Origin of the sequence: Flavobacterium sp. NRK F10 (assembly GCF_024054235.1) — a bacterium.
Classification (GTDB): Bacteria; Bacteroidota; Bacteroidia; order Flavobacteriales; family Flavobacteriaceae; genus Flavobacterium; species Flavobacterium sediminis.
In genome coordinates, this window is the sequence record NZ_JAMXLC010000001.1 from 3,055,325 (window position 1) to 3,067,215 (window position 11,891).

At 34.0% G+C, this 11,891-nt stretch carries 11 protein-coding genes; 3 read left to right on the top strand and 8 right to left on the bottom strand.

The annotated features are described in order from the left end of the window. Positions 1-7: 7 nt before the first annotated feature. Positions 8-391, bottom strand: a complete 384-nt coding sequence (locus tag NHF50_RS13925; protein ID WP_252777033.1) for a VOC family protein — start codon at positions 389-391, stop codon at positions 8-10. Further along, positions 392-733 (bottom strand): arsenate reductase (glutaredoxin), encoded by a 342-nt coding sequence (gene arsC, locus NHF50_RS13930; RefSeq protein ID WP_252777035.1) that lies wholly within the window; start codon positions 731-733, stop codon positions 392-394. It lies immediately after the preceding gene. A gap of 111 nt (positions 734-844) precedes the next feature. On the opposite strand from arsC, the gene NHF50_RS13935 reads away from it, so the two are divergent. Both NHF50_RS13935 and NHF50_RS13940 read left to right on the top strand, forming a co-directional pair. Further along, the gene (locus NHF50_RS13935; protein WP_252777036.1) at positions 845-1,732 is read left to right on the top strand and encodes a CPBP family intramembrane glutamic endopeptidase; all 888 of its coding nucleotides are present in this window, start codon (positions 845-847) and stop codon (positions 1,730-1,732) included. 6 nt (positions 1,733-1,738) lie between these two features. Then, the gene (locus NHF50_RS13940; RefSeq protein WP_252777037.1) at positions 1,739-2,788 is read left to right on the top strand and encodes an AMP-binding protein; all 1,050 of its coding nucleotides are present in this window, start codon (positions 1,739-1,741) and stop codon (positions 2,786-2,788) included. 8 nt (positions 2,789-2,796) lie between these two features. On the opposite strand, the gene NHF50_RS13945 is transcribed toward NHF50_RS13940, so the two are convergent. The 6 genes from NHF50_RS13945 to NHF50_RS13970 all read right to left on the bottom strand — a co-directional run bounded on the left by NHF50_RS13945 (position 2,797) and on the right by NHF50_RS13970 (position 10,146). Continuing rightward, on the bottom strand, positions 2,797-3,219 hold the full coding sequence (locus tag NHF50_RS13945) for a DoxX family protein (RefSeq protein ID WP_109570234.1): 423 nt from the start codon (positions 3,217-3,219) through the stop codon (positions 2,797-2,799). A gap of 100 nt (positions 3,220-3,319) precedes the next feature. Then, positions 3,320-4,948, bottom strand: a complete 1,629-nt coding sequence (locus NHF50_RS13950; protein WP_252777038.1) for a M1 family metallopeptidase — start codon at positions 4,946-4,948, stop codon at positions 3,320-3,322. Continuing rightward, positions 4,949-5,416: a hypothetical protein gene (locus NHF50_RS13955; protein ID WP_252777039.1), complete on the bottom strand. Its 468-nt coding sequence runs from the start codon at positions 5,414-5,416 to the stop codon at positions 4,949-4,951. A 9-nt stretch (positions 5,417-5,425) separates the two neighbouring features. Then, positions 5,426-7,087, bottom strand: coding sequence for an RluA family pseudouridine synthase (locus NHF50_RS13960; protein ID WP_252777040.1), 1,662 nt, complete (start codon positions 7,085-7,087; stop codon positions 5,426-5,428). 81 nt (positions 7,088-7,168) lie between these two features. Continuing rightward, positions 7,169-8,812 carry an acyl-CoA carboxylase subunit beta gene (locus NHF50_RS13965; RefSeq protein ID WP_252777041.1) on the bottom strand — a complete coding sequence of 548 codons (1,644 nt, stop codon included), beginning with the start codon at positions 8,810-8,812 and terminating at the stop codon, positions 7,169-7,171. A gap of 95 nt (positions 8,813-8,907) precedes the next feature. Then, entirely contained in the window at positions 8,908-10,146 is a 1,239-nt protein-coding gene (locus tag NHF50_RS13970) for an outer membrane beta-barrel protein (RefSeq protein WP_109570239.1), read from the bottom strand. Positions 10,147-10,307: 161 nt separating this feature from the next. Between NHF50_RS13970 and NHF50_RS13975 the strand changes: the two genes are divergently transcribed. Beyond that, positions 10,308-11,858 carry a tetratricopeptide repeat protein gene (locus NHF50_RS13975; protein ID WP_252777042.1) on the top strand — a complete coding sequence of 517 codons (1,551 nt, stop codon included), beginning with the start codon at positions 10,308-10,310 and terminating at the stop codon, positions 11,856-11,858. Positions 11,859-11,891: the final 33 nt, after the last annotated feature.

The following is an 11,891-nucleotide window of genomic DNA, read 5'->3' on the forward strand; positions in this document are numbered from 1 at the left end:
GTAGCCTTCAGCCTTTATTTATTTTTAAAGGACTGACGATTATTCCGAAACCATCGGGGTCACGAATTAAGATTCCATTTTCGTTCCAATATGGGTTTTTGGCTTTTTCTTTTTTAATTTGTTGGTTTTCAATGTTTTTTAGAATGCTTTGATAGGTGCTTTCATCCGTAGGATAGAAAACCATCAGGTCATCCTCATCAAAATGATGCGTAGTTTTGTCTTTGGAGGTGGTAAATTCCAAATGCCAATTCTGATCCTTTTTGCCTAAAAACACACCATCATAATGATTATGGTTACGGAAATCGCCGATTATTTCCAATTCCAGTATTTTAGTGTAAAAATGAATTAAACCTTCAAGATCATCGGTATGTCGGGCAACTCGTAAGATCATTTATAAAATATCTTGTATTTTTTCTTTCGGACGGGCAATTACGGCTTCATTTCCGTTAACTACGATCGGACGTTCAATTAACTTAGGATGTTGAAGCATGGCATCTATAATATCCTCATCAGTAAGTTCTTTGCCTTTGTATTCTTCTTTCCAGATGGCTTCTTTTGTACGTACTAATTCTATAGGTTTTATGTTTAATTTTTGAATTACTTCTTTTAACTCCTCTTTGGTGAAAGGTTCGTCTAAATATTTTCTTATGGTAAATTCTGTATTCAGGTTTTCCAGTTCACACAAACCTTCTCTGGATTTAGTACATCTTGGGTTATGGTATATTGTTATCATAAATGCTATCTTTGAATTTAAAGTGTAAAGATACTTAAAGTAAATTTTGAAATAAAATACTTGTCTTTTTTTTACTTAAAACTTTACCTTTGTAAGTAAAGCACATTGTATATGTATTTAGAGCGAATTCAAAAACTGAAGCCTTATCTTTTACTTTATTGGCCTATTCCTGTTAGTTTCATTTTATTAATGGCGATTAATTTTATTTTATCAGCCAGTGTAGATACCAATAAAGTGATGCAGGAGTCGATACTTAACTTCGGAGTTAACCGTACATTTCTGTATTTGATTGCTCCTTTAGCTTTAGGTTTGCTGATCGTTTTAGTATGGGTTAAATTTATACAAAGGATTCCTTTAACTGTTTTTACAACGGGTAGAGAAAAAATAGACTGGAAACGCATCGGTTTTTCATTTACTGTATGGGCAGTATTTACGATAGTAATGACCTTATGGGCTTATTACATTGCTCCGGAAAATTTTCAGATTAATTTCCAACCCGTGAATTTTGCCGTGTTTTTTATAATGGCTATTATCTTGATCCCGATGCAGACAAGTTTCGAAGAATACTTGTTCAGAGGACAAATTTTACAAGGGTTAAGCTTGGAAACCAAAAGTCGTTTTGCAGGAATGTTTGTCAGTTCTGTTCTGTTTGGCTTAATGCATGCTGCAAATCCTGAAGTCGAGAAAATAGGGTATTATATAATGATATATTATATAGGTACCGGTTTTTTTCTGGGAATCATAACACTCTTGGATGATGGAATGGAATTAGCTTTAGGTTTTCATGCGGCTAATAATTTAGTAGGAGCACTATTAGTAACATCAGATTGGACTGCTTTTCAGACCTATTCTGTATTTAAAGATATATCTGAACCGAGCATCGGTTTTGATGTGTTGTTTCCGATCGTGGTAATTTATCCTGTTTTGATTTTTGTTTTTGCTAAAAAATATAATTGGCACGATTGGAAAACTAAACTTTTCGGAACTTTAAAAGATTAAAATATTATGACACCGCATTATACAAATATTCACAACCGATTTAAAATAAACGGCTTTCACTTAGATAGAGATTCTCTTTTTCAATTGGCTTACAGTCTGATCAAAGAAGGGGAAGATTTTGAAAAAGAAGTAGGAATGTTTCTTTTGGATTGGTTTGATGCAAAAGACTATGTTGAGGCACAAACTTCGGGAACAACGGGGGAACCGAAGATTGTAAGAATTGATAAACAAGCAATGGTCAACTCAGCTTTGGCTACGGGAGATTTTTTTGAATTGGAACCCGGGAATACAGCTTTAAACTGTTTACCTGCCCGATTTATTGCAGGGAAGTTAATGCTCGTTCGATCCATTATTTTAGGATTAGAAATGGATATGGTTTCACCTAAAGGCAATCCGTTAGCGCATACTTATAAGAATTATGATTTTGCAGCGATGGTTCCGCTACAAGTCGAACATGCTCTAGAAAATATAGAACAGATTGACAAACTGATTATTGGCGGAGCCAAAGTTTCTCAGGATCTTATAGAAAGTCTTAAGGGGAAAAAGACGAAAAGTTATGAAACTTATGGCATGACGGAAACCATTACTCATATTGCTGCCAAACCTATAGGAGAAGAGGTATTCACTGTTTTACCCGGTATAAAAGTTGCTAAGGATATTGAAGGTTGTTTAGTTATTGAAGCTCCCAGAGTTTCAGACGAGAAGATTTTTACACACGATCTGGTTGAAATTACCGGAAAGAATACATTCAAATGGATAGGAAGGAAAGATAACATCATTAATTCCGGAGGAATAAAAATTATTCCGGAACTGGTTGAAAAAAAATTGGATGGTAAGTTAAAATCCCGCTATTTTATCACTTCTAAACCGGATAAGCATTTAGGTCAGAAAGTAGTGTTGGCAATAGAAGGAAAGGATAATATAGATACTAAGATTTTTGAAGTATTGGATACTTATGAAAAGCCTAAGGAAGTTGTTTATATATCCAGATTCAGTGAAACGGAAAACGGAAAAATTAATCGTAAAGAGACTTTAGAAAAAAACGGGCTGGTATAGCCCGTTTTTTATTTATGCATTTTTAGATAATAATCCACCGAATGCTTTCCGCTTCCGTAAAAAACGAAAAAAATCGCCAGAAGTAGAGCAGCAGAAGCCTGAACAAAATTACTAGTGTTAAACTCACTAAAGAAATTCAGTAAAAGAGCGCAGATAAGTATAGGCATTTGTACCCATACTGACCATCTAGTCAGGAAGCCAATGCAAATCATTGTTCCTCCCACAATGTGAGCCATGGAAACATAGTGTATAATTAACATTTCACTGCCAAAATTCCCTGCAGTATTTAAAATGTCATGTAAATAGTTTGTTTCTGTAATGAAAGTTACCCCTTTCAGAAACAAAAAGACACCAAAAATAACACGTACCAGATCTAACGGATAATAAGTGTGTGCATTAGCCCATTTGTTTAATTCTCTAATTGTAGCCATTACATTTAGTTTTTTGATATAAGGCTAATTTACTGAAAATTAAATAATTATTAAAATAATTTAAGAATTAAATAATTTAATGTTTAAAAAAATATTGAATTCACAACTCTTCCTTTAATTTGATAAAGAAATTATTGTCAAAAATTTGATAGCTCTTTGATTTTTTAAGTTTGCGCAATTTTATTTTTTGTTCCTGAGTGGTAGGATATAAACGTACTTTTTTTCGGTTGTATTCAATGTCTACCGGCATATTGAAATCAGCGTTTACATTATCCCAACGGTAATAGAAATAGTTGCCGTCTGTTTTGTAGACCAGTTCAGGGATTTGAGTAGTTTTCAAATATTGGTTAAAAATGGGAGTAAGGTTCATACCGCTTTTTTCATTGAAATAAGCGACCACCTGATCGGTGTCAATGATCTGTTTTTTAAAATGCTCGCTGTAATCGTGTAATAGTTTCCACCATTTAGCATCGTCATTAATCACATGTCGCAAGGTGTTCAACAGTAGAGCGCCTTTATAATACATGTCACCGCTTCCTTCGTTATTTACACCGTATTGTCCTATAACCGGTCGGTCGTTCTGTACATTAAAGCCTTGACCGTTGATGTATTTCATAGCGGCTTCATAACCTTTTTGGCATTCAATAAATACGGTTTCACTATAAGTAGTGAAAGCCTCATGAATCCACATATCTGCAATATCTTTACTGGTAATGCTATTTCCGAACCATTCGTGTCCGGTTTCATGAATAATAATAAAGTCAAAGCCCATTCCAAGACCACTTCTGGATAGATCCCTGCCTAAATAGCCTTTTCGGTATTTGTTTCCGTAAGCTACAGCACTTTGGTGTTCCATTCCTAAATAAGGAGTTTCTACTAATTTGTAACCGTCTTCCCAAAACGGATAATTTCCGAATTTTTTATTGAAACAGGCAAACATGGGTTTTACATCTGCTTCAAAGTGTTGCTTGGCCTTTTCCTCATTTTCCCGTAAAACATAATAGTCTAAGTCCAAACCTTCGTAAGTATCATGAATGTGGACATAATCGGCAATATTCACTGTGATATCGTAATTATTGATTGGATTTTTTACTTCCCAATCCCAGCGGGTGTATCCGTTTCCTAAATCCTGAGAACCTGTAAACCGACCGTTAGAAACATTCATTAAACCATTAGGTACAGCCACTTTTATAGTAGCTCCGTTATCAGGTTCATCCGTTTGTGAGTCTTTACACGGATACCATAAACTAGCCCCAGTTCCTTGGACAGCTACAGCAATAAAATCTTTTTTGTTATCATCTTTACTGAAAACAAATCCGCCATCCCAAGGTGCATTTTTAGCGACTTTAGGTTTACCGGAATAGTAGAATCTAAGTTTTTCTATCGAGTTTTGATCGATTGGTTGCGGAAAGTTGATGAAAACGGCATCGTAATCTCTTGTATAGTTTAGCTTTTGGTTGTTCCACACAATAGAATCAACTTTCATATTGTCAAACAGATCCAATTGTATTTTTTGCGTAGGTTCTATTACTTTAAAGGTAACCTGATTGTATCCGGTAATACTTTTTTCATCAGGATTGATAGTGAGATTCAAATCATACCGTTGGACGTCAAAACAAGTACGTTCCAAGCGTAAACCACCCTGTAAGGAATCTCTGTGGGTAAAGTTTTGAGCTGATAGTTGTTGGAAGCCAATGATTAAAAGGGATATGTAAAGTGATTTTTTCATCTATTTATTAAAATTAATGCCAGAATTAAACAAATTTAATAACATATTACTAATTATTTCTGAATCAATTGTAATATTAATTTCTTTTATCTTTTCTGATGAATGATTTTCAAAAGCTTTTATCAAAAGAATCTTGTTTTTTTCATCATAGTATAAGCTCCAATTTTCCCATGTTTTAACTTTTGTCGGACTGAAATCGACAATAAATTTATTTATAAGCTTTTTGGCATCTATATCTGAATAACCTTTTGATTTTTTAAAATGAATAGAAACAAGTGAACTATCTTTTTTTGAGAAAATAAAATCTGCGTATTCTTCTTCATTTTCATTAATTATTTTTGAGACTTCAAAATAATTTTTGTGTGTGTAGTGATTTCTATATTCTAATTGAATATCTGTATAATTAAGTTTAAATTGTGAATATACGTTTAAGAATAAAAATATTAATACAAATGTTATTTTCTTCATTTTAAAAACTTAAAATTCTGCTTCTTTAAAAATAGTCATTTTTTCTTTTAAAACAGGATGTATAAATGTAATTTCTTCGGCATGAAGATACAAACGATCTGCTTTGGTTCCGTACAAATCATCGCCAATAATAGGGCAATTCAATCCTAGACTATGTGACGCATGAACACGCAATTGGTGTGTTCGTCCGGTAATAGGGAAGAAGTGGATGCGTGTTTTTTTATTCTTTATTTCGACGACTTTAAAATGTGTTTCGGCGGGTTTTCCGTATTCGTAGCAAACCAATTGATGCGGGCGATTGTCTAAATCTACTCGCAATGGTAAATTAATAATGCCTTCCGGCTGTTTTACAATGCCGTCAAGCAAAGCCACATATCTTTTTTTAACGGTTCGTTTGATAAACTGCGATTGTAGTTTTTTATAGATTTCTTCTGATTTGGCGATCAATAACAAACCGGAGGTCGACATGTCTAAACGATGAACGATCAGTGGACCTGTAGCTTCGGGATAGCGTTTCTTGACACGTTCGTAAACCGAATCTTGTATATTTTTTCCGGGAACGGAAAGAAATTCGGCAGGTTTATTCACAACTGCTAAATGATCGTCTTCAAAAACAATTTCGATATCTTTTCCTTCGGCGGGGTTTTCTAAGAGCGGATTCTCGTCCATTTCTATGCCCTGTAACATGTGAGCCAGAATAGGTTCGCATTTGCTTCTGCAAGCCGGGTAAAATTGTTTGTGTTTGCGTATTTCTGATTTTGGTGATTGTCCCCACCAGAATTCAGCTAGGGCAATTGGTTTTAAATTATTTTGAAAAGCATAATGCAATAACTTAGGTGCAGCACATTCACCGGCACCTGCAGGAGGATTATCGTCAAAAATTTCACCTACACTTTTTAATTTTTTATTTTGATTTAAAAAGGCGTATTGGGCAAATAATCGTTGTTGTAATTCTGAGGATTTATTGGCTCTTTCTAGTTTTAAATGATCAATTTCAGCTTGAAAACTTTCGACTTTTGATTTTCGACTTTCGACAGTTAAATTCCAATATTTTGTCATTTTTTTGAGTAAAATGCTTTCTTTTTTACTTTCTTTAGAAAGTTCGAGTTCTAATTGCTCAATTGTTGTTGGCGACAAATTATCAAAGGAAGCACGTTTTTCATCCCGTTGAATTTTTAAGTCTTTAATACGCTGTTTCTGACGTCGGATATCATTTTGTGCTTCTTCTTTTGTTTGCTCTAAATTTTTTTTGGCTTCTGCTAAAGCCATACTTTGCTCTAAAGCTTCTATTTTCCGGTTGTATTGGTTTAAAATAGCTTCTTCCTGCTTGAAAAAGCTGTTTTGCGTTAGCATATCAAATACCGGAGGAACAAAATAAAGATGGTGGTTGCTATCGGCTAATTTTCCCGAAACACCCCATAAATAACCTAATTTCTCATTTTGATCAAGGCATACCAGAACGCCAAACATTTTTCCGATTACAAACCCTTCCTGATCTTTTTGTAAACCGAAGTTGTGTTCAAAATCAGTTTGGGTCTTTAAATATTCCTGAAGTTCTTGTGCTGCAATTCTACTCAGTTCATGAGGTTCGTAATAAAAAGGGAATGTAAATTTTTCGGGTAATGAAATACCTGAAATATCAGTTTTGAAATATCGGAATTTTGAAAGCATAAAAATTAGGTTGTCAGGCTGAATTCATTTCAGCTGCTAAAAAAAGATCCCGAAACAAGTTCGGGATCACAAAATTAATATTTATACTTGAATCACTCCTAAATTAAACGGTTTTTCAATAGGAGCATGGTTAGCGGCTTCAATTCCCATAGAAATCCAGGTTCTGGTTTCCAATGGATCAATAATAGCATCGGTCCACAAACGAGCGGCAGCATAATACGGGGAAACCTGAGCGTCGTATTTAGCCTTGATCTTATTGAATAGTTCTGCTTCTTTTTCCGGAGTTAATTCTTCTCCAGATTTTTTTAAAGAGGCGGCCTCGATCTGTAATAATACTTTTGCTGCCTGAGCGCCCCCCATAACGGCTAATTGAGCACTTGGCCAAGCGAATATCAATCTGGGATCATAAGCTTTCCCACACATGGCATAATTACCGGCTCCGTACGAATTTCCTACTACAACAGTAAATTTAGGAACCACAGAGTTGGAAACAGCATTGACCATTTTGGCTCCGTCTTTAATAATTCCGCCATGTTCTGATTTACTGCCAACCATAAACCCGGTTACATCCTGAAGAAAAACCAAAGGGATTTTCTTTTGGTTGCAATTCGCTATAAAACGGGTGGCTTTATCAGCAGAATCTGAATAAATTACACCGCCGAATTGCATTTCGCTTGGTTTCGTTTTGGCACCGGTTGTTTTCACAATTTTACGTTGATTGGCAACAATTCCTACAGCCCAACCATCGATGCGGGCATAGCCCGTAATAATGGTCTGTCCGTAACCGGCTTTGTATTCATCAAAATCTGAATTATCGACTAAGCGTTTGATGATCTCCATCATATCATACTGGTCTGCACGGGATTTAGGTAAAATACCATAAATATCTTCTTCTTTTTCAGCCGGTTTTTGAGCTTTTATCCTGTTGAATCCGGCTTTTTCATAATCGCCGATCTTTCCTATGACCGATTTGATTCTGTCTAAAGCGTCTTTATCGTCTTTTGCTTTGTAATCAGTAACTCCTGAAATTTCACAATGAGTAGTGGCACCGCCTAAGGTTTCGTTATCGATACTTTCGCCTATGGCTGCTTTTACCAGATAACTTCCAGCTAAGAAAATACTTCCGGTTTTATCTACGATAAGCGCTTCATCACTCATAATGGGCAAATAAGCGCCACCGGCCACACAACTTCCCATAACGGCTGCGATTTGCGTGATGCCCATACTGCTCATTACAGCATTGTTGCGGAAAATTCGCCCAAAATGTTCTTTGTCAGGAAAAATCTCATCCTGCATGGGTAAATATACTCCGGCAGAATCTACTAAATAAATGATCGGTAGTTTGTTTTCAATAGCAATTTCCTGTGCTCTTAAATTCTTTTTCCCGGTAATAGGGAACCAGGCTCCGGCTTTTACGGTAGCATCATTAGCTACTACAATGCATTGTTTTCCCTGAATATATCCTATCTTAACAACAACTCCTCCGGAAGGACATCCTCCGTGTTCCGGATACATTTCTTCTCCGGCAAAGGCACCGATCTCAATACTTTTTGAATCAGTATCTAATAAATAATCAATACGTTCCCGGGCAGTCATCTTTCCTTCGGCATGTAATTTTTCGATTCGTTTTTGACCACCGCCTAGTTTAACTTTGGCTAGTTTATTCTTTAAATCTGAAATTAAAAGTTTGTTGAAATCTTCGTTTTTGTTAAAATTTATATCCATTTTTTGCGAAATCTAAAAAGTATGCGCTAAAATAAGAAAAGAGAATGAAATTATATAAAAAAAATCCAAGTATAACACTTGGATTTTTAAGCAACTTAGAAAAGTTGATATTTTATGGCAAGGCTAATATTTTTTAAACTGTTGTTATCTTGCGAATAATAATCGAATAATACGGTTTTTGATTGTAGTTTTGCTTCAAAAAATAGCTTTTGATAGGCATAACCTACTCCTAATCCGAAACTGGTTTTAGGCGTAAAACCTGAGATCTTTTCTCCGCCTGCATAATAACCGTTAGACTTTCCGATAGCATAATTCAGATCAAAAGACGGAGTGAAAAATATCTTAGAATTATCATTAAGGAAAACATAATATCTTAAACCGATAGGTATGTTTACGTAGTTTAACTTTATTTCACCTTCTTTTTCGGTATAAACATTGGGACTTAAATAATAACGACTGGTAGCATCTTGTTTGATAGTATTATAGTTGGGATCTAAAATAAAGCTGAATTTATTATTGTTGAACGGAAGTACTATTTCGAATTCTACACCAGCTCCGAAAAATACACCTTTATCAGTATCAATATTAAAAGATTCAAAATTAAAATTGCTATAGTTTAATTTAAGTGAAGGTTTTATATTAATTTTTGCAGTTTTGTTATTAAAAGTAGTATAATCAGCTGTTTTGCAACTGTTGTATTTTTCAAAGTATTTGATTAATGATCCTGCATCGTATTTGACATTTTGTATATACTGTCTTTCAAAATTACAATTCACATCTTCATATAATTGTTTTTTGTATTCATTATTGGTTAAAATACTTTCGCTGGAAACATTGTTCAGTTGGGTCTTTAAAACTTTTAAAGTATCCGCTGACGGATGATATTGAATGTATATTAATTGTTTAGGTTTGTCATTAAAATTTGAATAGAAAAATTTTACAATGTTTTCCTTTTCATATTTATAGAGTGACTTTTCTCCGGAAACCAATACTTTTAATAAAGCTGTTTCTTTAGTGTAGACAGGGTTGGGTGAATTACTAATCAGGTTAATTTTGTCTGATGATTTTTCAATGTCGACAGTATATTTAATATATCTGGAATTGTCGTAAATCTCAAATTCATTTAAGTTTTCAATATCAACTTCTTTCGGACTAGCTTCAGGGGCCGTTTTAAAAATGATCTTTGAAGGATTATTTCTCCAGTCAGTGTTTTTTATAAAACCTTCTACTTTTTCTCCGGTGTTGTCAATATAATACCCACTTAGGAATTTTGTTTGGGAGAAGGAAAGGAATGTAATTAAAGAGGCAATGGCAGTTAAAATACTTTTTTTCATAAATAAATTAGTTAATTAGAGTGGTACAAACATAAGCTTTTTCTGCTAAATAGAAATCGTTTTTTTATGTAATGATTATAGTAAAAACTAATTATTTAATAACCAATTATTAACCTTAGTTTTAATCAGAATTGTATTCTTTGTGAATTTAGAGTTTAAAAATGAGATATAACTTTTTACTGTTCAGTTTACTTTTGATTATCTGTTGTTCCCCGACAGTTAATGCTCAAAATTTAAAGCAATTAAAAGAAGAATTAGAGCAGGCAATTCAACATAATTCTACTCCGGTTGTTTTAGAGAAGAGGTTTTTAATAGGTAAAATTTATGCTGAAAGCGGATTGTATGCTAATGCATTAGAATATTTTAACTCAGTATTAAAGGATTATCAGAATAATTCAAAAGATTCACTTTTTGTAAAAACGAATATTGAAGTCGGAGAATTGTATAACAACACAAAGCGATATGCAAATGCTATTCCCTTTATAGAACAGGCAATATCAGTTTCTAAGCAATTGGATTACAAGCAAGGTTTGGTTAAAGCTTATAGTACACTTGGTTCTTCTTATGAGAAACAAGGTAATTATATGAAAGCATTGGAGTTTGAAAATAAAAGTTTGAGTGCTTTAAGTGAAAAGGGACATAGAGAGATTAGAGCTAAGGTTTATGAAAATATAGGAAGCATTTATGAAGACTTAATGCAGTATGATGAAGCTTTTGAGTATTTTGAGAAAAGTTATCAATTGGTCAAAGGAACTTCTTCTAAAGCAGAGGCTAATGTGTTGAATAATATAGGTGATGTTTACAGAAAAAAAGGAAATTTAACTATAGCGATTACGATTACCCGACAGGCTTTGGAAGTGGCAACAAAGGTCAATGACAATCATCTTTTAGAAAGTGCTACTAAAGATTTGGCTAAGGCCTACGCTTTACAAGGAGATTACGAAAAAGCTTATAATTACCGTTTAGAGGCAGAAAATTTTAAAGAATTATCCCTTAAAGCAGAAAATCAAAATCAGGTAAATGTATTGTTGACGGATTTAAAGATCAATCAGAAAGAATCACAAATCAAACTTCTGAAAGAGCAAAACAAACTCAATTCCACTCGTTTAATCTTATCAGTCGTGATCTTAGGAATCTTCTTTATTTCTGTTTTTTTATGGTTTTTGTATGCCGGAAAGAGAAGGAGAATAAATACGAAATTGCAGGAATTGGAACAGGAGAAATTAAAGGCAGAATTAGAGCTTAAAGCAAAGGAAAAAAAGAACCTGCATCGCAATTTAGAGGTTAAAAATACAGCTTTGTCGCGCTATAGTCTGCATTTAGTTCAAAAAAATAAATTATTGACCGAACTTTCCGCAAAACTAAAACATTTAACACAGCGACAATCGGTTAATTATGAAAAACACTTAAAAGACCTTTGTTCGGAAATTGATTTTACGTTGCAGCAAGATAGCGAATGGAACGATTTTAACGTGTTTTTTGAAGAGATACATCCTAATTTTACAAAAAACCTTTCCGAAGCAGCTATTGAAACTTTAACACCGACAGAATTAAAGTTGGGTATTTTGTTGCGTCTGAATTTATCCTCAAAAGAAATAGCCTCAATCCTGAGAGTTACACCGGATAGTGTACGGGTAGCCCGCCATCGTTTCAGAAAGAAATTGCCTCTTGATACGAAAGAAGATTTAGTGGCTTTTTTATTGGCTTTATAGCTTATTTTTATCCTATTTACATATAAAGTTATC

Excerpts from the sequence above, each read along its gene's own strand:
- NHF50_RS13950 (WP_252777038.1), bottom strand. The coding sequence starts at position 4,948 with ATGAAAAAATCACTTTACATATCCCTTTTAATCATTGGCTTCCAACAA.
- NHF50_RS13945 (WP_109570234.1), bottom strand. The coding sequence starts at position 3,219 with ATGGCTACAATTAGAGAATTAAACAAATGGGCTAATGCACACACTTAT.
- NHF50_RS13960 (WP_252777040.1), bottom strand. The coding sequence starts at position 7,087 with ATGCTTTCAAAATTCCGATATTTCAAAACTGATATTTCAGGTATTTCA.
- NHF50_RS13975 (WP_252777042.1), top strand. The coding sequence starts at position 10,308 with ATGAGATATAACTTTTTACTGTTCAGTTTACTTTTGATTATCTGTTGT.
- NHF50_RS13940 (WP_252777037.1), top strand. The coding sequence starts at position 1,739 with ATGACACCGCATTATACAAATATTCACAACCGATTTAAAATAAACGGC.
- NHF50_RS13965 (WP_252777041.1), bottom strand. The coding sequence starts at position 8,812 with ATGGATATAAATTTTAACAAAAACGAAGATTTCAACAAACTTTTAATT.
- NHF50_RS13935 (WP_252777036.1), top strand. The coding sequence starts at position 845 with ATGTATTTAGAGCGAATTCAAAAACTGAAGCCTTATCTTTTACTTTAT.
- NHF50_RS13970 (WP_109570239.1), bottom strand. The coding sequence starts at position 10,146 with ATGAAAAAAAGTATTTTAACTGCCATTGCCTCTTTAATTACATTCCTT.
- NHF50_RS13955 (WP_252777039.1), bottom strand. The coding sequence starts at position 5,416 with ATGAAGAAAATAACATTTGTATTAATATTTTTATTCTTAAACGTATAT.
- arsC (WP_252777035.1), bottom strand. The coding sequence starts at position 733 with ATGATAACAATATACCATAACCCAAGATGTACTAAATCCAGAGAAGGT.
- NHF50_RS13925 (WP_252777033.1), bottom strand. The coding sequence starts at position 391 with ATGATCTTACGAGTTGCCCGACATACCGATGATCTTGAAGGTTTAATT.